At 70.9% G+C, this 21968-nt stretch carries 21 protein-coding genes and 1 pseudogene; 10 read left to right on the top strand and 12 right to left on the bottom strand.

Annotated features, from left to right (window positions below; all coding sequences use genetic code 11):
• Positions 1-427 precede the first annotated feature (427 nt).
• The 3 genes and pseudogenes from BR98_RS41105 to BR98_RS41095 all read right to left on the bottom strand — a co-directional run.
• Positions 428-787, bottom strand: a pseudogene (locus BR98_RS41105) (TniQ family protein); the annotation flags it as partial.
• Positions 784-1002, bottom strand: coding sequence for a hypothetical protein (locus BR98_RS41100; protein WP_051969665.1), 219 nt, complete (start codon positions 1000-1002; stop codon positions 784-786). The gene BR98_RS41100 and the pseudogene BR98_RS41105, both read right to left, overlap by 4 nt.
• On the bottom strand, positions 996-1409 hold the full coding sequence (locus BR98_RS41095) for a TniB family NTP-binding protein (RefSeq protein ID WP_232247366.1): 414 nt from the start codon (positions 1407-1409) through the stop codon (positions 996-998). Before BR98_RS41095 ends, BR98_RS41100 begins: the two co-directional genes overlap by 7 nt.
• Here BR98_RS41095 and BR98_RS11390 point away from each other — a divergent pair.
• Positions 1399-1758, top strand: coding sequence for a hypothetical protein (locus BR98_RS11390; protein WP_198042405.1), 360 nt, complete (start codon positions 1399-1401; stop codon positions 1756-1758). The genes BR98_RS41095 and BR98_RS11390 overlap by 11 nt on opposite strands.
• Positions 1755-2396, top strand: a complete 642-nt coding sequence (locus tag BR98_RS11385; protein WP_035844085.1) for a helicase associated domain-containing protein — start codon at positions 1755-1757, stop codon at positions 2394-2396. Before BR98_RS11390 ends, BR98_RS11385 begins: the two co-directional genes overlap by 4 nt.
• A gap of 243 nt (positions 2397-2639) precedes the next feature.
• Here the strand turns inward: BR98_RS11385 and BR98_RS36220 are convergent, their stop codons facing one another.
• From BR98_RS36220 to BR98_RS11375, 3 genes are all read right to left on the bottom strand, one after another.
• A complete protein-coding gene (locus BR98_RS36220; RefSeq protein WP_157537668.1) occupies positions 2640-3104 on the bottom strand; it encodes a chromosome partitioning protein in 465 nt (154 codons plus the stop codon).
• Between the two features lie 82 nt (positions 3105-3186).
• Positions 3187-3468: a hypothetical protein gene (locus tag BR98_RS39190; RefSeq protein ID WP_157537666.1), complete on the bottom strand. Its 282-nt coding sequence runs from the start codon at positions 3466-3468 to the stop codon at positions 3187-3189.
• A gap of 690 nt (positions 3469-4158) precedes the next feature.
• Positions 4159-7722, bottom strand: coding sequence for an NACHT and WD40 repeat domain-containing protein (locus BR98_RS11375; RefSeq protein ID WP_035844082.1), 3564 nt, complete (start codon positions 7720-7722; stop codon positions 4159-4161).
• 678 nt (positions 7723-8400) lie between these two features.
• Here BR98_RS11375 and BR98_RS11370 point away from each other — a divergent pair.
• Entirely contained in the window at positions 8401-8754 is a 354-nt protein-coding gene (locus BR98_RS11370; RefSeq protein ID WP_035844081.1) for a hypothetical protein, read from the top strand.
• Here BR98_RS11370 and BR98_RS11365 read toward each other — a convergent pair.
• Positions 8733-10226 (bottom strand): MFS transporter, encoded by a 1494-nt coding sequence (locus tag BR98_RS11365; protein ID WP_035844079.1) that lies wholly within the window; start codon positions 10224-10226, stop codon positions 8733-8735. The genes BR98_RS11370 and BR98_RS11365 overlap by 22 nt on opposite strands.
• A gap of 181 nt (positions 10227-10407) precedes the next feature.
• On the opposite strand from BR98_RS11365, the gene BR98_RS11360 reads away from it, so the two are divergent.
• Both BR98_RS11360 and BR98_RS11355 read left to right on the top strand, forming a co-directional pair.
• On the top strand, positions 10408-10779 hold the full coding sequence (locus BR98_RS11360) for a YciI family protein (RefSeq protein WP_035844077.1): 372 nt from the start codon (positions 10408-10410) through the stop codon (positions 10777-10779).
• Complete coding sequence (locus tag BR98_RS11355; protein ID WP_035844075.1) at positions 10776-12017, top strand: RNA polymerase sigma factor; 1242 nt, start codon at positions 10776-10778, stop codon at positions 12015-12017. The genes BR98_RS11360 and BR98_RS11355 overlap by 4 nt, the downstream gene beginning before the upstream one ends.
• Positions 12018-12260: 243 nt before the next feature.
• On the opposite strand, the gene BR98_RS11350 is transcribed toward BR98_RS11355, so the two are convergent.
• The gene (locus BR98_RS11350) at positions 12261-12509 is read right to left on the bottom strand and encodes a VOC family protein (RefSeq protein ID WP_324606668.1); all 249 of its coding nucleotides are present in this window, start codon (positions 12507-12509) and stop codon (positions 12261-12263) included.
• A gap of 65 nt (positions 12510-12574) precedes the next feature.
• On the opposite strand from BR98_RS11350, the gene BR98_RS11345 reads away from it, so the two are divergent.
• Positions 12575-13558, top strand: coding sequence for a CehA/McbA family metallohydrolase (locus tag BR98_RS11345; protein WP_198042193.1), 984 nt, complete (start codon positions 12575-12577; stop codon positions 13556-13558).
• 353 nt (positions 13559-13911) lie between these two features.
• Here BR98_RS11345 and BR98_RS11340 read toward each other — a convergent pair whose 3' ends face one another.
• The gene (locus BR98_RS11340) at positions 13912-14166 is read right to left on the bottom strand and encodes an acyl-CoA-binding protein (RefSeq protein ID WP_035851641.1); all 255 of its coding nucleotides are present in this window, start codon (positions 14164-14166) and stop codon (positions 13912-13914) included.
• 578 nt (positions 14167-14744) lie between these two features.
• Here BR98_RS11340 and BR98_RS11335 point away from each other — a divergent pair.
• Positions 14745-15281 carry a hypothetical protein gene (locus BR98_RS11335; RefSeq protein ID WP_157537664.1) on the top strand — a complete coding sequence of 179 codons (537 nt, stop codon included), beginning with the start codon at positions 14745-14747 and terminating at the stop codon, positions 15279-15281.
• A 651-nt stretch (positions 15282-15932) separates the two neighbouring features.
• On the opposite strand, the gene BR98_RS11330 is transcribed toward BR98_RS11335, so the two are convergent.
• Together BR98_RS11330 and BR98_RS11325 are read right to left on the bottom strand one after the other, a co-directional pair.
• Positions 15933-16931, bottom strand: a complete 999-nt coding sequence (locus BR98_RS11330; protein WP_035844073.1) for a hypothetical protein — start codon at positions 16929-16931, stop codon at positions 15933-15935.
• A gap of 507 nt (positions 16932-17438) precedes the next feature.
• Positions 17439-17870 (bottom strand): hypothetical protein, encoded by a 432-nt coding sequence (locus BR98_RS11325; RefSeq protein WP_035844072.1) that lies wholly within the window; start codon positions 17868-17870, stop codon positions 17439-17441.
• A gap of 165 nt (positions 17871-18035) precedes the next feature.
• Here BR98_RS11325 and BR98_RS11320 point away from each other — a divergent pair, with 165 nt between their 5' ends.
• From BR98_RS11320 to BR98_RS11310, 3 genes are all read left to right on the top strand, one after another.
• On the top strand, positions 18036-18782 hold the full coding sequence (locus tag BR98_RS11320) for a hypothetical protein (protein ID WP_198042192.1): 747 nt from the start codon (positions 18036-18038) through the stop codon (positions 18780-18782).
• 1066 nt (positions 18783-19848) lie between these two features.
• Positions 19849-20604 (top strand): nuclear transport factor 2 family protein, encoded by a 756-nt coding sequence (locus BR98_RS41090; RefSeq protein ID WP_232247859.1) that lies wholly within the window; start codon positions 19849-19851, stop codon positions 20602-20604.
• Positions 20605-20629: 25 nt separating this feature from the next.
• Positions 20630-21178 carry a TetR/AcrR family transcriptional regulator gene (locus BR98_RS11310; RefSeq protein ID WP_035844070.1) on the top strand — a complete coding sequence of 183 codons (549 nt, stop codon included), beginning with the start codon at positions 20630-20632 and terminating at the stop codon, positions 21176-21178.
• Here the strand turns inward: BR98_RS11310 and BR98_RS11305 are convergent.
• Positions 21165-21305 carry a hypothetical protein gene (locus tag BR98_RS11305; protein ID WP_198042404.1) on the bottom strand — a complete coding sequence of 47 codons (141 nt, stop codon included), beginning with the start codon at positions 21303-21305 and terminating at the stop codon, positions 21165-21167. The two genes, BR98_RS11310 and BR98_RS11305, sit on opposite strands and share 14 nt — an antisense overlap.
• Positions 21306-21968 lie beyond the last annotated feature (663 nt).

Raw genomic sequence — 21968 nt, 5'->3', positions numbered from 1 at the left:
GGGATGCCCAGCGTCGTGCTGCCTCGGCAGGCAGCTGGGGGTGGTCTCGCCAGTGCGGTGCGGCGAACAGGCTGGTGAGAACGACGGCTTCGGGATAGGTGACCAGTTCGATCCGGGCCTCGGAGGGACGGTGGGGATCGCCGAACGGGTCCTCGCCGAGCACGTCGAGGCGATGGTTCCAACGCTGCTGAAGCGGCGGGCCGCTGACCTCGTTGGTGAACCACTTGATCAGGCGGTCGCGGGCATCGACGTAGGCCAGCGCGGTGGACGGGTGGGTGCCTCGGCGGGCGATCCGCTGATGTCGTCGGTTGGCCCGAAGGATCTCGGGCAGTCGGGTGAGCCCGTGTTGCTCGTCTCCGAGGAGCCATCGGTGATGCCGGTGGCAGACGCCTTCATGGTGAGGGGTGCTGCGGATGACGAGACCGTGGACGTGGCGGCGGGCCATGCAGAGCCGACAGGCCGGGCGGCGCCGAGGCTCGATGACTTCGTCGGTGGCGGACAGCGGCAGACGCCGGATCAGGTCGCCGATTGTGCAGAGCGGGGGCATCGAGTGGATCAGGGAGGACGGGTTCCGGCCGGTCAGGGCTGCGAGCCGCAACAGTCCCTCGGGGGTCCAGTAGCCGACTCGGTTGTCGCCACGGCGGTGGCGTCGCGACAGGCCGATCAGGGACGACAGGTGCCCGATGGTGAGGTGATTGGCGTCGGCGAGCCGGTTCAGATAGGAGCCGATGGTTTCACCGTGGACGGGCGGTGGCGTGAGCGGCAGGGCTCGCAGCCGGGTGGTCACGCGGTGCGTTTCTCGTTGCGGGCCCGGCGCCGACGTGCGCGCGGGAGGTTCTGCTGCTCGGCGTTCTCGTCCAGGTCGACCCGCTCCAGCGAGGCTTTGGTGATTCTTTCGCTGCCGTCGAGGATGGCGTCCAGGGCGGCTTCGCGGACGAGATGGGACAGGCTGCCGATCATGCCGCCGGTGCGGTCGTGGAGGTAGCTGCTGAGTTTCAGCAAGGTGCCCGGCCGGTGGGCGTGCGGCCGCAGCGATTCCTCGAGCGTCGCGACGAGGGACTGCCAGGCCCGCGCTGGTCTGCGGTCGTGTGCCGGAAGGCACTGGTGGGGGTGAGGCTGTAGCGGCTGGCGATCTGTCCGCCGCGCCGTCCGGCGAACAGGCCGGTGCCCTCGACGTCGACGCCCGCCAGGACGAAGGTCGCCGGGATCCGTTCGGAGAGGTACTTGATCTGGTCGGATGCCTCGGCGCCGACCCGTGTACCGATGTCGAGATTGTGCAGCTCGTCGATAAGCACGAGACGGCAGCCGAGAGTGCAGAGCAGATCGCAGACCTTGTTGGTGACCTCGACCTGGCTGTAACGGGACGGCAGCGGCAGCCCGATGAACCGGGCGAACTCCATGGCCAGCATCTTCGGAGTGGCGGCCGACGACACCGCCGCCGCGGATCCGGCCGAGGTCCACGACGCCGGCGAGGCTGTGAAGGCGGAGGCCGACACCGAGATCGAGGCCAGCTCGTTCCGCACGATTTGGCGGGTCCTGCGGGCCTTGGCCGCGCACGATGCCCGGGTGGTCGGCCGGATCACCGAGCTGCGCGCCCACCGCTCCCAGGGCACCGCGCACACTACCGCGGCCAAGCCGGCCGAGGGCGAGGCCGCCGCAGCGGGGGAGGGCGAGCAGCAGTCGGCCCCAGTCGGGTCGCCGGTCGAGTGGCTGAAGATCAACCTCGGCAGCACGCCGCCCGGATCCTGCAGACCGTGAAGCTGCGCGCGTTCAACCCGCGTGCGGTCGAGTGGCAGCGCATGCACGCCGTCGCTACCGCGTTCCACATCGAGCGCGGCCACCTCGACCCCACCGACAAGACGAAGAACGCCGAGCTGATCTCCTGGCTCACCCGCCAGCGCCACCTCCACGGCCAGGGCCTGCTCGACGCCGCCCGGATCTGGGAGCTGGACGCGCTCGGCATGATCTGGTCGAAGAACGCCAACGTCTGGGAGCGCGGCCATGCCTACGCCGCCGCCTTCCACCGCCGGCACGGCCACCTCGCGATCCCCGCGACCGCGAAGGTCGACGACTACGCGGTCGGCGCGTGGATGCGCCGCCAGCGCAAGGCCGACAACCTCACCGCCGACCAGGCCGCCAAGCTGGACGCGCTGGACGAGCTGTGGCGCCTGGAGCCGGACTGGAACCGCTCCTACCGGCGCCTGCTCGCCTACCTTGCCGCCGGCGGCACCCTTGACGGCCCCGCCAACCGCACCGGCCTCGGCGACGACCCGGCATTCCGGCCCGGCACCTGGCTGCGCAAGCAGGAGAAGGCCCGCACCGACGGGAAGCTGACCGACCAGCAGACCGCCCTCTTGGACGCGCTCACCCGGCACGTCGAGACCGTCATTGGTTGACCCAACCGGGAGAGACCCCGCTTCGGCCCGTTCTGGTGCCCGGTCCGACGGCCGGCGCTTCTGCGGATCGACCTGAACGGCGGCTCGAGCACCTGCCTGTGCCGGATAGGGCGTGATGGTGGACGTGTGCCTCGCCGATGATGTACCCGGCGATGCTGCTCTTGGCGGCGGTGATGTGGGTGGTGGGCTACGTTCCCGTGGCCGGACCGGTGGCGGTGGCCGGGGTGGGTGTGCCGGGTGCGGTCAGCCCTGGGCCGCCCCCGGCGGGGAAGGGGCCGGCGAACCGATCGTCACTGGCCCGTCGATCCGGACGGCCACGACGGACCCGCTCTCCGCATGCATGGACACGCCTCCGCCGATTGCCACGCCGTCTCCGCTCGCCTGCACCCGGGCGGCGCGCTCTGCGACCCGGGCCGCCTCCACCGCGGCGAGCAGTTCAGCGGCGAACTCCGCGTCACGCTTCGCAGCGTTGTTCAGGCTGAGCGCCAGCCACTGCCGCGAGTCCTCCGACAGCCGGGCAGGGTCGGCATTCGCCTCCTCCACGACCTGGACCAGCGCGGCATCCTGCCCGAGCTTGCGGCTGACCACGTCGTGGACCCGATCCATCCCGGCCCCAAGCGCCCGGTCCACCTCCCCGTCCGCCCGGCCGGCGACCAGCCGCGCCTTGCGTACGGCCCAGGCGAAGATGTACCCCACCGCGACCTCCACACCCGGAACCACGAGACCCCCTCGAAACCGACGGAACACTTGAATCAGACCGTACCCACAACCGCCCATCCTGAATGGCAAGTTACGGCGAACCGGCCGGGTCGGGCCTATGCCGGGCTCCGGCCAGCGCGGTCGTCACCGCCTGCCGGGGTGCTCTGGGAGGTGGCAGCCGTGTTCGCCTGCCGCGGCGCCGCCGATCCCGTGCTGCCCTGACGGAGCGTATCCCGTTGCCGTTGCCGTTGCCGTTGCCGTTGCCGTTGCCGGTGCCGGTGCCGGTGCCGGTGCCGGTGCCGGTGCCGGTGCCGGGCCGCTGCTTGTGGGCGCGTCCCGGGTGGACCAGGCCCGGGGTATGTCCTGGCCGCACTCGGCCGCGACGTTGGCGCGGCCCGTTGAGCACGGCATAGTTGGGCTCTTCATCGCATGGGGAGCACGGGTCGCTGACGGCGCCGTTGGCCCGGCTGTCGGCCGGGTAGTTGTTGGTGGCTGCGGCGGCGATGCTGACGGGGCCGGTGGCCGACCAGGGGCTGGTGTTGCGGCCGGCGCCGGCGTATTTGCCGTCGACCCTCCGACACCGGCGCGGCCCGGGCCGTGGACACCCACCGGCCAGCGAACGCGGCCGGGGCGGGCGTGGGAGGCGGCCCCGTGCGCCCGGTGGCGCTTCACCCTGCGCCTGGACGAGGAGGACGAGGAGCGGGGCCCCTGCAGCTGTCCTGAGCACGCTGTCCGGCCCGGTCTGCCGCCCGGCCGCCGGCCCTGTTTACGGCGGGCCGGGGCAGGTCCTGGCGGGGCATCAGCGCGCCGGTGGCCTCCGGGCCCTGCCGTCCGCCGCGGGGCTCGGACACCTCGCCTCGCTGCGCCGACCACAGGGCGGTGCGCCGGCACCGCCACCAGGGCCACGCTCCGCCAGGTCCGCCTCCGCCCCGGCGGTAGAGGTTGGACTGCCTCCCCCATCGAGGGTGTGACCTGTTGCTACGAATGGCCGTCTCGGGTCCAGTATTGTCTGGACCCTGGCCACGTCGCCGCCCTCTACCGCGAAGAAGCTTCACGCGACGGTTCACCTCTTGCCGAGTGCACCCGCCCGTTCCCGCAGCCCCAGAGTGTCGAGCCGCCACAGCCGTACGGTCTTGTCGTCGGATGCTGTGGCCAGGGTGAGTCCGTCGGGGCTGAACGCGATGTCGTTGACCGCTTTGACGTGACCGGACCGAACAGGGCCGATCGGCTGTCCGTCCGCGGTGTTCCACAGCCGGATCTGCTCCAGGTCCGGGCCCACCGTCGTCGCGAGCGTGCGCCCGTCCGGGCTGAAGCGCATCACGGCGTCGTGGTGCCCGTCCGACGTGTCAGGCTCCGTGCCGGCAAGCGGGCTGCCGATCTTACTGCCCGTTGCCGTGTTCCACAGTTGGACGTCGGAGTAGGTGTCGGTCGCCGCCGTACTGCCGTCCGGGCTGAGCAGCACTTGGCTAGCACTGGCGCTTTCAGTCTGCAAGGTGCTGATGATCCGTCCCTGGAAGGTGTCCCGTACTTCGACCTTCTTCCCGTCCGTCGCAACCATCGCCACAACGGAGGAGTCGGCGCTGAAGGAGGCTGTGGGCTCGAAGCCGGTGCCTGCGTCACCGATCGGGTGGCCGTCGGCCACCCGCCAGAGCTGCATCAGGGAATTCCGGGTCGTGGTGACCACGAAGCGCGCGTCAGGGCTGAGGACGGCGGACGTAGCGCCCCGCGCGCTCGGCCCGGTCAGCTGGCTGATCGTGTGCCCGTCCCGGGCGTCGCGCAATGTCAAGGCGTCGGGGTCGGCCGCGATGCTGAGCAGGCTTACCTGGTCGTCCGCGCCCAGTCCCGCGTAGGCGGCAGATTCCCCGCCGTCGGGTCCGCTCAGCGCGGTGCCGGAGCCGGCCTCCCACACCTGAATGTAGCGCCGGGGTCGCTCGGTGGGTCCCGTCCGCCCGGCGGCGACCAGAGCACGACCCTTGCCGGCGAAGAACACCCTGTCGAGCGACCCGGAGCACTCCATCCGTGCGATGCGGTGTCCGTCGTCGAGGCTCCACACTCCTACGTACGCCGTGTCGCTGCCGATGAGGCTCCACAGCGTGCCGCCGTCCACGGTGGCCAGGGTCCGGCCGTCGGGGCCGAACGCCACGTGTTCCACTCCCGTGTGGAATCCGCCGAGTACGGCACTGGACGAGTCCGTCGGGCGGTTGGTGAGGGGAGTCGCCAGCACCACGACCGCCAGCACCGCACAGGCGAGCGCAACCACCCGGCCTCGGCCCCCGATCCGGCCACGGTTTTCGCCCCGGCGGCCCTCCGTGTCGAGGCCCGCCCCTCGGGCGGCGGATCGTTGCCCGTCCGGCACCGTCGCAGCGGCCACCAGATACTCCTGCAGCCGTGCATGGCGGAACTGGTACGCCGCTCCCGACTGCCGCAGTAGCCCCCGGTTCCGCGCGTCGCGCAGGAACGCCATGAACCGCATGGGCAGCCGCTTCTGGAACGCCAGATAGGCAAGCATGATCAGGAATCGCGGGTAGGCCCTCGTCATGAGCGCGGCGAGGGTGAAGCCGGCACCCAGCACCAGCGACGAGAGGACGGGGACCAGCACCAACTTGGCACTGTAATTACCGAATCCGCTCCCCGGGGTATACACGCTCGCGAACATCGAGCGCACGACGCCGCCCAGGTCGTAGTGGTCGGGCCACCCCGGCCAACCGCTGAGGGCCCGCCCGCTGATCCCACCGATCACGAAGCCCACCAGGACCAGGGGCCAGGTCAGCAGCGCCACCACCAGCCCCGCGCTCCCCGCGCCGACGGCCGACGCCCGCCGGTCCTCCACGAGGAACAGGTCCGGCGTCGCCTGGACCGCCGAGCGGGGCGGTGAATCGAGCCAGTGGTGAGCCGCCAACCCCAGCCCCACCACACAGGCGAAAGCCGTGCAGCCGCCGATCAGCTGGACGTAGTTCAGGTAAACGGAGAGCGGCTCCTCCTCGATCGCCAGGATCAGGGCGAAAGTGGCCGGCATCGGGACTGTCAGGACCATGGTGAGCCCGAAGCCCTTGAGGAATCCGCGGCGCAGCCGGCGCAGCGATCCGGCCCGGCCCGAGGACAGGCGCCCGGGCAGTCGTTCGGGTACGGCGAGCAGGGCGACAGCCACCACTGCCGTGCCGATCCCGACGAGCAGGCCGCCGATCCCGAGTGCGGGCAGCGCCTCCCGGTGCGATGCCACGCCGGACCCCACGACTGCCACAGCCGCCATGACCATACCGAGGGCGAGCGCCGCGGCCGGCACGGCCCACGCCGGGAGCAGCCGGCCCGACATCCGCCACCAGGCCAGGTCGCGTTCGCCGTGGCGATGCAGGTACAGGGCGAGGTACGTCAGCAGGCGCCGGGCGGTTTCGGCGTCCCACCCGGCTCCGGCGGCCGCCGCTGCGGTGGCCGCACCGGGCGCGCCCGCGGCACCGGGTGGCGTCAACGGCCTTCCCGCGCCCGGGAATCCGGCCGGGTCCGACGGGTCGGCCGGTGCACCGGACAGTAGCCGGTCCGGTGCGTAGGCGGCCTCGATCACCCGGGAGGAGAGGTAGTCCTCGATGCCGTGCCGGGATTCGAACCGTTCCGGGTCGAGCAGTTCGGCCGGGTCCCCACCGCACCGCGCATACACCATGCGGGCGAGCGAGATCATCAGCGGTGTGAGCAGGGCCTGGTGGACCGGGCTGTCGGACTCCGTGCGCAGGTGATGCACGACCCGGTCCCACGAGGTGCCGTCAGGCCAGTCCACGCTCTCCAGATAGGCCACGGTGTCTTCGACCTGGACCGGACGCACCTCCACCACTGGCGCGCGGCGCAGCACCGGGGAACCGCCGGTGATCACGTCCTCGTACTCGGCCGACCTGCAGGTCACCACCACGGGACGGTCCGTCCCGATGAAGCGGTTGACCTCCTTTACTGCGTTGCGCCGGGCTGCTTCGGGGATCTCGTCGAGGCCGTCGAGGACCGGCACGAGCAGCCCCTGGTGCAGCAGCCGGCGCGGGATCTCGGTGCGCCCGGCGTAATAGGTGTCGGCCAGCGTGCCGACCACCCAGTCGGCCAGCGACCTGCGCACCGGGTCCCAGCCGCCCACGGACAGCAGGACCGGCACCGGGGTGCCGGGCGCGCGGCGTCCGAGCAGGCCCAGGGTCAGCAGCAGCGCGAGCACGGTCTTCCCGGCGCCCGGCTCGCCGAGCACCACCAGCCGCCCGCTGGGGATGCGCCCGAAGTCCTCGCCGAGGGAGGCGACCGCCGCGTCGAAGCCGCCTTCCAGCCTGCCGTCGACGCTGACCCGCGTGATCCGTCCGGCCTGGCCCCGGCCGAACACCGCCTCCGGGCCGTCGGCAACGGCCCGCCGGGTCGCGGACCACGTCAGCGGCACCACCTGGGGGTCCCGCAGACTGCGGGCCCTGGCCTCCTCCCGCCACTGCGCGTCGACGGTACGGGCCAAGTCGTCGGCCTCGGACGCCAGCGGCGGTACCGTCCCGACTCGCACCAGCCCCGGCACCGGGTCAGGGGTCGGCGGGTAGTGATGGTGCTGGTGGTCGTGCACCTCCACATGATCCATGCGGTACGCCGCCGCCGAGCGGTTGCTCGCCGAGATCGACACGCCCGCCCCACCATCCCGTCCGGGATCGGACTCCGGGACCGGTCCGGCGGGATCGCCACCGCGCCAGCCCTGGAGGAACTCTGGTGGGGCATCAGTCCTGCGCTTGTCCTGCCCGTCCTGCGCTGCCGCGCCGTCGGTATCCACCCGCGTCCCCACCCCCACATGCCGCGGACACCCTGCCCGTCCGCCCTGCTGATGGAGCGTAGCGCCGCCCTACCGCAGCCGGTGCCCGATTTGCCGCACCCACAGGAACCGGACAGGGCACGCACCCGGAAGGGGCGACGGCCTCCGCCAGCACCAGCGCCGAGAAGACCCCCGCGACCACAGACCCAGGAAAGACGGAACCCAGTTCTCCCGGGATTCGACACGGCCCTTTCCGAGTCAGAGTGTGAGTGGGTGGGGTGGTGTCAGTGGGTTGGGTGGCAGCGGGTTGGCTGAGCCTAAAGGCTCGTGAGCTGGGCTTCTCATGGTCGAGGTCGTGGATCTTGGCTGTCGTGAGGTGAGGAAGCGGCTGTCATGGCCTGCAAGTTGCCTCTATCCCGCCCGGAACACTCGTAGGCGGCCCAGTGGTCCTGGTGGCCGCCAGGCCGTGCGGTCACTCGCGCGGTCGCCGCCGTCATCCGTCCCCGGCCATCGCCACCGCTGCGCCACCAGCCGTCCCGCGCGGCCGACGTCGCCGTGAAGTTGTCCGCCTACCGCGAGCTGTTTCGCACCAGGGTCCGCGACAACGACCCGGCCCTCGCTGACCGGGAGCCGGCCGACCGGACGGTGCACTGGTGGCGCCGGGCCTACCCCGGCCACACCCGCGCCGGGTACCCGCCGGTCGCGCTGGTCGTCACCGACGCCGGACCGGTCGCGCTGGCCAACCGGCAGCAGGCCGTCGCTGACCTGTCCGCCGACTGCTGGCGCGGCCGGTGGTGCAGGGAGGTCCGCGATTACAACGACGACGGGTGGCGCGAGTACGACGACGCCGTGCCCATCGTCGCGACCACCCTGGAGCGCGATCGCCGCTATGAAGGGACCGCCTCGTAGTCGGGGACCGCAGCCGGGGTGGTCGGGCGTGCCGGACGCATGGTCAGGATCAGTACGGACGACGTGGCGAAGACGACCGCGGCCACACCGCCGACGACGTGCAGGCCGGCGGTGAACGCCTCCCGCGCGTGGTGCAGGAGTTCTGCGCCCCGGGCGGCGGGAAGGCGCCGGCTCGCGGCGACGGCGTCGGCCAGGGAGCCGGAGGTGCCGTGCATCCGGCTGCGGTAGACCACCGCGGCCAGTACCCCGAGCAGCGCGAAGCCGAGCGAGCCGCCGAGGTAGTTCCCGGTCTCCGACATCGACGCCGCCGAGCCGGCGCGCTCCGGCGGCACCGAGCCGACGACCAGGCCGGTGCCCAGTGCGAACAGCGGGCCGGTGCCCAGCGCGAGGACCGTGACGCCGGTCATCACCAGGGGCAGGGCGTGCGCCCCGTCGACACCGACCAGCAGGAGGCCGCCCAGTGCCGACACCGCCAGACCGCCGGCGATCGCGGTCCGCTGCCGCATCCGCGCGGCCAGCGCCGGCGCGGCCACGGTGCCGACCGCCACGCCCAGGCCCATGGGGGCGAAGAGCAGCGCCGACGTGGCCGGCGAGTGGCCCAGCACGTTCTGCAGGTACTGGGTCACCAGCAAGCCCGTCCCGGCCATGGCGACGCCGGCGAGGACCAGCGCGACGAGCACGGCCGTGAACGGGCGGGCTCGCAGCAGCCGCAACTCCAGCAGCGGCGTCTCCAACCGCAGTTGGCGGCGCACGAACGCGGCGCCGATCGCGGCGCCGACGACCACGGCGAGGGCCGGCACGAGCGGCGCGCTCCCGACGGCCAGCTGCTTGATGCCGTAGATCACCAGCAGTACCGCAGCCAGCGACATGCCGACGCTCGCCGGGTCGAGCCGCCCGGCACCCTCGCCGCGGGACTCCGGCAGCAGAACCGGCCCGGCGATCAGCAGCAGCGCCATCGCCGGCACCGAGACCAGAAACACCGACCCCCACCAGAAGTACTGGAGCAAGAACCCGGCAAGCACCGGGCCGAGCGCGCCGCCGGCGAACTGGCAGCTCGCCCAGAGCGCGATCGCCCTCCCGCGCCGGCGTTCGTCGCGGAACATGCTGGTGATCAATGCCAGCGTCGACGGCGCCAACGTCGCACCGGCCACACCCAGCAGCGCACGCGCAACGATCAGCATCAGCGGGTCGACCGCGAAGGCGGCCACGACCGAGAGCACTGCGAAAGCCGCTGCGCCGAGCAGCAGCAGCCGTCGGCGACCGATCCGGTCGCCGAGCGTCCCCATCGTGATGACCAGGCCGGCCACCGCAAATCCGTATACGTCACTGATCCACAGCTGCTCGACGCCGCCCGCCCCCAGGTCGGCACTCAACCGTGGGAGCGCCAGGAGCAGCGCTGTCGTGTCCAGTGCGACGAGGAAGGTGGGCAGCATGAGGAGGACCAACCCCAGCCATGCCCGGTTGACTCGCATGTCCGAAACGCTCCGCTCTCTCGACTCTCGAGGTTTCGTCCCTTGGTCGGAGCGGCGGAGCGGTTCTTGACATCGAACTCGTGCGAGATTTTCCGGCGGAGGATGTCAAGACGGGCGCAGTGGCTCCGACCAACCGATCGGACGGCCCCTGCCGGGGCTCGCGAACCACGAGGAGTACGAGATGCAGTTCCTGATCAGCCTGCACATCAACCCGGCGGTGCTGGACGCGCTGACCGACGAGGAGAAGGTGGCGATCGGCGCCGGGCACGGCACGTTCATCGAGGCGCTGAAGCAGTCCGGGGAGCTGATCAGCACCCAGGCCCTCGTCGACCCGTCCCAGGCCGTCGTGGTGACGGTGCGCAATGGCCAGCCGGTGGTCACCGACGGCCCGTTCCTGGAGGCCAAGGAGCACCTGGGGGGCTTCTACCTGGTCGACTGCGAGGACAAGGGCCGGGCGATCGAGTTGGCCGCGCAGATCCCGGATGCCTCGGTCGAGGGCCTGGGCGTCGAGGTGCGGCAGGTGATGTTCGCTGTCGGACAATTGGAGGCATGACAGCACCGGTGACGGAGGACCTGCTGCGTGAGCTCACGCCGCAGGTCCTCAGCGCTTTGGTACGGCGGTACGGCGGGTTCGAGGACTGCGAGGACGCGGTGCAGGAGGCCGTCCTCGCCGCCACCGTGCAGTGGCCGTCCGAGGGGGTGCCGGACAACCCGCGTGGCTGGCTGGTGACGGTCGCGTCCCGTCGTTTCATCGACCAGATGCGCAGCGAGCGGGCCCGCCGCGAACGGGAGTCCGCGACTTCGGCGGAGGTCGCTCCCGCCGAGGTGTCGGACAGCGACGACACGCTCGTGCTGTTGTTCCTGTGCTGCCATCCGACGCTGACCGCGGCCTCCCAGACGGCGCTGACGCTGCGGGCGGTCGGCGGCCTGACCACGGCCGAGATCGCCCGGGCGTTCCTGGTGCCGGAGCCCACCATGGCGGCCAGGATCAGCCGGGCCAAGCAGCGCATCAGGGCTGCCGGCAGCACGTTCGCCCTGCCGGAGGGCACCGAGCGCAAGGAGCGACTGCGGGTCGTGTTGCAGGTCCTCTACCTGATCTTCAACGAGGGCTACACCGCCTCCTCCGGGAGCGAGCTGCACCGCCCCGACCTCGCGCGCGAGGCGATCCGACTGACCAGGACGGTGCACGCGCAGCTGCCCGAGGACGGCGAGGTGACCGGGCTGCTGGCGCTGATGCTGCTGACCCACGCGCGCCGGGAGACGCGTACGACCGCGACCGGGGACCTGGTGCCGCTGGACGAGCAGGACCGGACGCGCTGGGACGGCCGGCTGATCGACGAGGGGCTGACGCTGGCCAGGGCGTCGCTGGCCGGGCCGGCGCTGGGGCCTTACCAGCTGCAGGCTGCCATCGCCGCCACACACGCCGACGCGGCCACCACCGAGGAGACCAACTGGCCGCAGGTGCACGCCCTCTACCTGATCCTGGAACGGATCGCACCGAACCCGATGGTCACCCTCAACCGCGCGATCGCACTCGCCGAGACCGAGGGCCCGTCAGCCGGGCTGGCCTTGCTCGCCACACTGGACGGTGACGAGCGGATGGCCGGGCACCACCGACTGCTGTCCGTGCGGGCGCATCTGCTGGAGCGGACCGACGACCTGGCCGGGGCCCACGAGCACTACCGACGCGCCGCGAGAGCCACCGCCAGCATCGCCGAGCAGCGCTACCTGGAATCCCGGGCCAGCCGGGTGAAACCGGCGACGAGGCCCTCCCCCCGCCTGGACGAGTAGGTCCTCGGGCGGCGGGTGGGCTGCCTGGCGGCGTTCAGCTGTCCGCCAGAGCCGCACCCGGTGACGTGTGCTTGCCGGTCGCCGCTGTCGGCGCGTCAGGCGCGCTCTGGCTCACCGTCGCGACCTGCCCGGACCCGGCAGGCCTACTGCAACTGCGCCTGGCCCACCACCCATTCCGCCGCACCGGCGGTTCGGCAGGCATCTTTCGGGCGCAGCAGCGCCCGAGACCTTGGGGGTGGGGCATCACCCCTGGCTCATCGGAACCCAGACGGCCAGTTCGTTCCCGCCGGGCTCACGAAAATGAATGCGCCGCCCGCCAGGAAAGTCGAACGCCTCGACCGTGACCGTGCCGCCCGCCTCGATCACGGCTTGCCGTGTCGCATCGAGGTCGTCGACCTGGATCACAGCCAACGGCGCGGCCGGGGCTACTGATCGTTTCAGAATGAGATCGTGATCTCGACTTCTCGGCGACGTGGAACTCGGCGATGCCACGGAACAGGTTGCTCTGCTTGCACGTTGCCTCGACAGGGCTATGAGGGGGAAGAACCTTGTCGGGCTTGAGCTTCCCGCCGGTGCGGGCGGTCGGACGCGGGGCGACCTGGTACCGCGGCGACAGCCATGTCCACTCCGTGCGCTCGGGTGGGGGAGAACTCACTCCGGAAGAGTTGGTGGTCCGAGCCCGCGCCGCCGGGCTCGACTTCATCGCGACGACAGAGCACAAAGCTGCTGCGGAACCCGGTGCATGGGGGCATCTGGCCGCCGATGACTTCTTGATTGTTCTCGGTCAGGAAGTGACCACGAAGACCGGGCACTGGCTCGCGCTCGGCCTCCGACCCGGCCAGGTCGTCGACTGGAATTACGGGGTCAGCGACGGACTGATCGATCAGTGTCTGGACCAGGTCCATCGGGTGAGGGGCCTGTGCGTGGCGGCGCATCCGCATGCGCCCTATCCATCAGGCGACTTCATGTACTCCTTCCAGGGCTTCGACGTGGTGGAGGTGTGGAACGGGCCATGGACTTCGGACCAGCCCTGGCAGGCTGACAACGAGGTCGCCCTGGCCGAATGGGGGCGAAGCCTCGCAGCCGACATTCAGACGGGTTCGTGGCGGCCGGCGATGGGCAGCAGCGACACGCACTTGGAAGGGCAGATCGGCATACCTCACACGGTGGTCTTCGCCGAGGAGTTGAGCACGGAGGCGATCCTGGCGGGGATCCGCTCGGGCCGGAGCTGGATCGCCGAGTCGGCGGCCGTGGAGGTGTCGTTCGTGGCCCATTTGGAGGGTCACATCGCCGGAGTGGGGGAGCGGCTCGCAACGCATGGTGGGCAAGTCGAGGTCCGCGCAGCGATACAGGGCGTGCCGGCGGCGACCGTCAGTTTCCACACCGATCGGGGGAAGGTTCACCGCGCGGCCGTTCCGGGTGATGGAGCAGGTCTGGTGCAGTGGTACACGACAGCCGAGGACTCGGCGTTCGTCCGCATCGAGGTCCGCCATCCCGACGGGACCGTCGCCGCACTCACCAATCCGATCATCCTGTTCTGACTGATCGCTTCATCGTGTGGTGCGCAGGCGACGGAGTGTCGGCGCCGGGTGAAGCTGGTTTCAACCGCCGCCGACACGGAGGCAGATGACGGATGCCGGTTTGTGTCACGGAAGATTGACCGCTGAGGTCAGAGGCCCTGCCGGAACTGACGGAGGCGCTCGCGGCCTGGGGTAGCCGGGATAGGAACGCCAGGCGCCGTGGCAGCCCGGAGACCCGATACCACTGGGCGGCTCGCGGGCGCGTCAGTGCTTCTGGTGGCCCTCATCGTGCTGACAAGATGGAGAAGGGGCAGCGCAGGGGAAGGCGAGCCGACGGCCCGCGCAGCCGGTTCCGCCCTCAGAGCAGTTGGGCGTCAGTTCTTCAGGTTCTCGACCATGTCGATGTACTGCTGCTGTGCGTCTTCTTGTGTTGTGCCCTTGACCTCGTTCCAGGCGTCCCACTTGGCCCGGCCGACGAAGTCGGTCATCCTTGGGCGCTCGCCCTGGACGTTCCCGCTGCTGCCCTGCTTGAACAGGGCGTACAGCTTCAACATCGTCATGTTGTCCGGGCGCTCGGAGAGCGTCTTGGAATCGGCCTGTGCCTGCGCGAACTGAGCCTGAAGCGTCATCTGGGTCTCCCCAAGAGAGGTCATTGGCATGGCGTTCAGACTGTATCGACCAAGATCGACGGCGCGGGCTGAACCACGCAGAAACGGCCTCTCCGCTGGAGTGGTCCCGTCGCAGACTGCCCGCTGCGGTCCGGGTGCTCAATCCGGTTCGGCTCCGGCGAGCGTGCCGCCCTCCTTCACGTGGCGCCAGGCCAGGGCGAAGCACCGCTGCCACTCCTCCGACCAGGTGGGGCACCATGCCGGGTCGATGGCGTCCAGGGCAGCCTTGCGGTCGGCGGTCAGCGCCCGGCCCAGTCGAGGCCGGTCTCGCCAGCCTCCGCGCGGCGCTCCAGGGCTTTGGTGCGCCGCTGGGCGGTGCGCAGGTTCTTCATGATGGTCCCGACCGGCCGACCGCCCCAGACCACTTCGGCAGGGGGGCAGGCCTGCCCGTGTCGGCGGCGTAGCCGGCCACCGCGGCGAGATTGTCGGTGAAGGCGGTGCCGAACACGGACCAGACCATGCCCAGCTCGGCCGAACCTCGCTCCGGCCCGGTGCCGGCTCGCTACGGTGGCCTGAGCAGGCGTCAGGGGAGGCCGTTCGTGCAGATCGTCATCGACACCGAGAAGAGCACGTTCGAAGAGGCCATGGCTGCGGTCCGCGCCGCCTATGGTCTCGGGGCTGTCAATGCCGTGCAGCCTCCCGAAACGGGGGTGAGGCATGCGCCAGGGCCGACGGTGTGGATCCAGCACGGCGGCTGGTTCGTCCAGCACTGGGACGGGGCGATGCTGCACCGCTGGGTGGGACTCCTGGACGCGACCGAGCAGCTGGCCGCGGTCTGGCGGATCTGCAGCACGCCCGATGTCTGGGTCACCATCCCGCAGATTGCCCAGGCGGTCGTGCCGGACGACCCGCAGGGCCGCGGCCGAGTGCGGGCCAGCGTCGTGATCAGGGCCATGGCCAACCTCGGACGCCGGGAGATCCACGCCAGTGGCGGCATGCCGTTCGACAGGCGGGAGAAGGGCCCCAGCGCCTACAAGGCGGCCCGGCCGGTCGCCGACAGCGTCCTGGCGCAGATCCGGCGGTTGCCGCTGTACGGAGAACTGCTGGAGGACTACCCGGCCCTCGTGGAGCAGTAGTCGCCGCCCGCCTTGGAAAGTCGTCATGCCGGTGCGACCGCCCGCCGGACCGGACGGTCACGGGAGCAGCAAGGACCTTGCTACACCCGGGCGTCCTGCTGCCCCCGTGTAGCAAGGCGGCCCTTGCTACACACTGCTGCTTCCGGCGGCGCAGCAACAGCGCATGCTGCACCGTCGGCGCGCAGCCCGCGCGGCCGCTGGCTGCGCAACGGCCGGAGCCGGGTGCGACAGTGCGATTCGGGTCGCGGCCGCCCGGCTCGCCATGCGCGAGGGCGGGTGCGGGGGCTGCCCGCCGGGTGCGACGCCGCAGGTGGGTGCGGTGCGACGGGGATCGCAGACGCGGGTTCCGCAGGCCTCGGCTGGGCGGTCAGCCGGATGCGCATGCGCATGGTGGCGGGAAAGCCGTTGCGCATGCGCAACGGGACAACCGGGCCGTTGCGCGGGACAACCCCGGACAAGGGGCCGGCGGGCAGCAGGACAAGGGGGCGAGCGGCTACGGCCGGTGACGGGAGAACATGTCGCGCTGCTACCTGGACAGCGGGAACGTCCGGCCGCTGCCGCTGCACCGCTGCGTGCAGCACTGATGCAGGGCTGCGGCTGTCCGGTCTCACCGAACCTGGCGGACGTGGCACTCGTGACTGCGGTCCAGATTCAGCGAGACAGATCGGGAATGGTTGGCTCATGGATCACGGGGCTTTTTGGTCTGCCGAGTGCCGGATCACGTTTCGGCGTTGAGCGCCTCTCGGGCACCGCGCCGGCGTCGGCGGCCTCCATCGCGGCGGTGATAAAGCCGAGCACCCCGGCCAGTTCACCGACGAAGGCCTCCACCGTCTCCTTGATCCGGGCCTCGGCGCTGGCCGGCGGCGCGAACATGCGCCCGTACTCCCCGCTGGCCGCCGCCATCCCGGCGCGCCGGGCCTGGTAGTCGGACCACGACGCCCGGAACACGGCGCGGACCTCGTCCAGGACCGGCTCCTTGATCCTCTTGTTGAGCAGAAGCTCCGTCACCTGCTGCGTGGCCCACCACATCCCCACGAGCTGGGTGGCGGTGCCCGGCAGCCAGGCCGGGCCGAGGGAGCGCTCGATCCGGGGGGTGCCGGGGACCAGCCACGGGGAGGCGAGCTGGGCGATGACCGGGGACAGCTTCTCCCAGTCGGGCTGCTTGCTCTTCTCCCCGGCCTCGATGAGCAGCAGCGCGGTGCGCCGCTGACGGTAGGTGGCTTCCGGGTGGGCGAGCTGCTCGACGACCCGCTGGGCGAGCCTGCGGCGGCCGGGCCCGGTGTGCCGGCCGGTGGCGCGGGCGTATGTGCGCCAAGCTCGCCGGGCCTGCTCGGTGGGCACCACCGTGTCTTCCACCAGCCACAGGTACAAGACCATCCGGGTCAGGGTGTGGTGCGGGATCCGCTTGAGGGACGAGCGCTGGCGGGCCTTGAGTAGCTCGGTGAACAGCCAGCGCTGCTCGGGGGAGAAGACCCGCTCGTCGCTGCCGTGCCGGGTGCTCTTGCGAAAGCCGGGGCTGGCCAGCAGGCCGTCGCCGACCCAGTCAGCCACCATCCGGGTGCTGACCTTCTCCACCCCCAGCGCCATCGCGTCCGCCACCAACTCGGCGGCCGTGCCCTCCACCCAGGTGCCGTCGTGAGGGTCCGTCATGGCGCAGAACCTACACCCAGATTCGCGGCCCGCGGCATGCACCCGATGGGGCCCGGCCGCCAGGCTGGAGACAGAAGACGAAGCAGCCGCCCCGCACCGACAACCCGTCAAAAGGTAACGGGTGGCACGAGTCCCCAATCCGGAAAGAGGACGAACGTGTCACACCGCAGCACCCGCCGGACCCGACAGCCCAGGCCCGCTCGCCGCCGGCGACACCGGCTGCACCGGGCGCTCCTGCACGCCACAGCCGCCGCCGCAGCTGGGGCCCTTGCCGGCGACGTGGTCCACGCCCTGCTCCACCTGGCCCACCTTGCCTGACGAGCCAGTCGCAGCCCGGCACCCCGACCGGAATGCCGTCCGGGTCGGCGTCGGTCAGCACCGCGGTCACGCTCTCGTCCGAGCGGCTGCGGGGCTTCGCATGGTCATCGGGTTGCCCGCTCGCGTTGTTCGAGCCGCTGAAGGTGCCAGGCGAGCGGGATGGGATCCGTGAGTCGCAGTGGGGTCAGGTCAGGTCCGGGGCATGCGTAGCGCGGACGGGGTTGGGCGCCCGATCGGCAGGACGCCGACCACGATGAGCCGGGGTACCTCGGTGGCGCTGCGCGCGTGGTGGATGATCCAGACGCCGTCCTCGACGCTCCGGTAGCCGCTGGCGTGGCCGCTGTCGTCCCCGACCAGGAGCACGCCGAAGGGCGGCCCGGTGGCGGTGTAGTTGGCGGCCTGCGCGAGGTAGCTCTTCTCGATGCGTTCGCGCGTCCATCTGGTGTCGCGGCGTTTGACCTCGGCGACGAAGCGGCTGCCGGGCTCTGGGGTGTAGGTGACGTCGGTGCGTCCGCTGGCGACGTCGATGAGTTCGCGCTGCACGGTGCCGGGGGTGAGCGTGCCGGCGAGGTGCTGGTGCAGGTCATCCTGGATGACTTTGTAGGCGAGTAGTGAGAGCACCTGTTGCTCAGCGGCGAGAGCACTCCGTGCCGCGGATGTCGCCGAGTTTCGAGAGCGCTCAGGTGCTTGCTTTGGGACCATGGTTGTGCCCTGCACCGCGGGGGGCTCCCAGGGCTCGCAAAAAATGGAGCCTGCGGCCACTGGCGCGCGTGTTGTACTTGGCGCATGGGGGTTGGCGACGGGCGGATGCGGTTGCGGGTGACGAGCCACCCTGTTGCCGATCCCGGATCCGGGCTCAGCCGGATCCTGAGTGCCGGTCCCATGCTCCGCAACACTTTCGTCCACCCGCCCAACTACCAAGTCGGGTATCTGAACGCAAGCCGCGCCGATCTCCTCCGGCTCGGCGCTCTATTCCGCGTCGCCGCGGCGAGCTCGCACAGCGCGATCTACATCCCGGTCCCACCGGGCGCCCATCCGATGGCCTCCGCCAGCGGCGACACCCATCCGATGCCCATGCTCGTGGCCCGTGAGGATACGGGCCTGCGGCCTTCCGACTGGCCGGATCTGCGGCACAGGATGCGCCGCGCCTCGGTGCCGTTGAGGGTGACCGCCCCAGCGGCACGATCTCCCGACCGTCCCGACGACGTCCGTCGCCGAGCCGATCGCCACCCCGCCCGCTTCGCCGAGTACGCCGCGACGATCGTCATCACCGCCCGTGCCGAACTTCTGTTCTGGATCGGCGATTGGCTCACCGCCGCCGGCGACCGCGTCGCCCAAGACCCCCGCGTCCATCAGCACGGCGAAAGCTTCCTCGGCGACATGGTGGGCTTCTTCGACCCCGGGGGCACGGACCAGCCCATGCACGCGTTCTCGGCGACGCCATCGAACCGATCTTCCACCAGGCCCGCTGGCGGAAACAGCGAACACTCATCGGATAACCTGCGGCTGGGCATGTCGTCATCGGCAGGGTGACTTTGATGTCGCTGGCGCCTGGGTGGGCCACCGGCCGGAGCCATCCGTGGGGACCTCGACAGCCGGCAATAGCTTCGGGAGAGCAGGGCCTCGAACTCAGGTACCCCAACGAGCCCGTCATTCAGCGGGGTCTTCGTCCTTCGGACTTGAACGAGACCTGGGGCATCACCCTGGAAGAGGCCAACACCAAGATCGTCCAGGGCACGGCCGGCCCGCACCAGGCGCGCACCCAACTCGTGTGCGGCGCTGTGCGGGTGCGTGGCGAGGTAGAGGGCACTCGTCCGCCATGGTGCGCCGGCGTCGGGACGGGCCGGTTGCGGGGCAGCGGCGGCTTGGACGGCCAGCACGGTGACCTGCCGACCGGTCGGGCATCCAGGTGCGGGCCGTGCGGGAGGCATCTGCGGCGGCCTATCGCCGGGCCGGAGCAGACGATGAAGCCGCCCGGGCCGTCGCGAAACCAGTGAGTAGCTGAGACCGCCCGCCCTGCCCCGCACGGGTCAATGGCTGGAGGTCGTCCAGCCCACAGGCACCCGCCCCCTGGATGCCCTGCTGATCCAGCCCGGCCCCCAGGCCGCGGCCTTCTACGGGTGACCACGGCCTCGTAGGGGCACCGCAGGGCGCGGCGGACCGCACTTGGAACCAGGTGGGAGGCGTTCTGCTGATAGGGAGCCGGTCGCCGTCAACGGCGGCGCCGGGGCAGCAGAGCGTCGGCCCGGTTCACTGGGCCGACGCTCTGCTGGGGCGGTGGCTACTGCGGGGCGGTAGCTTCCCGGGCGGGTTCGATGGAGTCCAGGACGCGCTGGTGGTAGTCCTCCAGTCCGGGTGGTGGTGCGGCTGCCGGCACCCGGAGGCTGAGAAACCGCGAACCGGTGCCCCGGCACGGCGGGCCGGCCCGGGCGAGGCGACGGGTGGTCAGGCGCTGCGTCGGCGACCGAGGGGGGTGTGTTCGAGGGCGTCCTGCAGCTGTTCCTTGGTCATGGTGGAGCGGTGGGGGATGTCGAGGTCGGTGGCCCGCTGGTACAGCTCGGCCTTGGTCAGGGCGCGCAGGTCTTCTCGGCCCTTGGCGGTGGTGTTGGTGCTCTTGCGCGCGCTCGGGTCGGTCCGGGTCCCGGCAGTGGCGGTGCTCTTCTTCTCGCCGGTGGTCGGGTTCTCCTCGGCGAGGGCGCAGGTCCGCCACCACCGGGCGCAGGCCGCCGGCTGCGCCGCGCTCTGCTCGGCGCCGATACTGGGGCGGTGGCGTTCGACGAAGGCCCGCAGCCGGGATCCCTCGGGTGTTGCCTCTGCTCGTCTACCCGAAACGGTTCACGGCGTGGTAGGTTATAGGTCGATCACTAACGTAGGAGTGAAGATGACAGTCAAGGAAGACGACGCCGCCCGCCGTGCCGCTGCCCAGCACGCCCTGGCCGAGCACCTGCGCCTGACAGCCGCGGGACGCGTCGAGGAATGGGTGGAGCTGTTCGCCCCGGACGCGGTGCTCGAGTTTCCGTACGCGCCGGCCGGCGTGCCCCAGCGGGTGACGGGGCGAGACGCACTGCTCGCGCACATGAGCAACTTTCCCGAGACCTTCGACGTGGAATTCGTCGACCTGGTCTTCCACGACACGGTCGACCCGAGTCTCGTGATCGCCGAATTCCGCTCGAAGGGCACCGCGCTGCCGACCGGCAAGCCGTACGAGCAGACGTGCATCTCCGTCGTGCGGACCGATGACGACGCGCGCATCACCCACTACCTGGACTACTGGAACCCGCTGGTGGCGATCGAGGCGCTCACACCCGACGACGTGCCGTCCGACTCCGACCTCAGCGTGACTTTTGGAGGCTGAGGAGAGCCGTGTTTGACTGACGCCCATGCCTGCCGCCGGTATCAGTACGAAGAGCGACGAACGACGCCGGGCCATCGTGGCCGCCGCGGTCGAGTGCTTCGCGCAAAAAGGCTTCTACGGTACGACGACGCACGAGATCGCCGACTTGGTCGGCGTCTCCCAGCCGTATCTGTATCGCCTGTACCCGAACAAGGAAGCACTGTTCGCGGCGGTGGTCGACCACGTGTCCGTCGTCATGACCGAAACGCTGCTCGCTCACTCACCGGCGTCGGGTGGGACCGGGCTTGCGCCCGAGGCGGCGTTGGACGCGGCGCGCGGCGCCTACGCCGCGCTCGTCGCGGACCGGAGCATCCTGCGTTTCCTCATGCACGCGAACTGTGCCGCCGGCGAGCCGCTGGTGGCACAGGCCGTGCGCCGGTGCTACGCCAAGCAGGTCGACACCGTCCGGCAGTTGCTGGGCGACGACGACGCCGTACGGCGCTGGTTCGGCGCCGGAATGCTCGACAACGTGGCGGCCGTGCTGGGCCTGGCCGACATCGATGAGCCGTGGGCGCACGTCCTCACCGCTCGATGACCCGACACCGGCAGTTCGGCGACGACGGCCCCGAGCCTTCCTCGTAGGCCGGCTCGGCCAGCCGGTTCAGGACCCGCCCGGCGATCACGAGCGTCTCTCGCTCGGCCTGGACCTCCTGCAGCTGCATGGCCAGCTCCGCAGCGAGCGTGTCCAGTTCAGCCCGGCGAGCCCTGATCCGTTCCGGCTCCCGCATCCCCACGCCGCCCTCCCGGCGGTACCTGCCCGGTGACGGATCGTAGAAGCGGTACCGCGGCAAGCGCTGTGTGACGGTGTGGCGGGGGGTTGGGGAAGCGTTGGCGGATGTCGATCTGTTGGTAGTCCCGGGATTCGTAGAGGGCTTGGACACGGGGGTGGTCGGGGTCGACCAGGAGCACGGCGAGGTGTTCGGGGCGGTCGGTGAGCAGCTCTTGGTGGAGGCGGTCGGCGGTGCCGGTCTTGCGCCAGCGGGGGCGGACCGTCAGCTCGGACAGGTCGAACGTTGACGGGTCGTCGGGTGTCGGGTTCAGGTGTTCGCGCCACCACTCGCGGCCTGCGTTGAGCGGGGCGCCGTACGCGATGCTGCAGGAGGGCCGCGCGGATGGCCAGGCCGGCGGCCGGTCGGCTCGCCGGGGACGTACCACCTGTGCCGTGTGTCGGCCGGGCCCGGGGTGCGGCGGCAGGGGGTGGTCCGGTGGTCTGTCAACCAACCGTGGGGCGCCGGCCTCGTGTGGGCGAACTAGGCGGTATCGGCCGGTTCCTCGCTGCTGGACGGCAGTTGATCGCTGCAATGATCCCGCCCGCTTTGGCGGTG

This window comes from Kitasatospora azatica KCTC 9699, from assembly GCF_000744785.1.
GTDB lineage: Bacteria > Actinomycetota > Actinomycetes > Streptomycetales > Streptomycetaceae > Kitasatospora > Kitasatospora azatica.
Note: the sequence above shows the minus strand (reverse complement) of the source record. Positions and strands in the feature narration are given on the sequence as shown.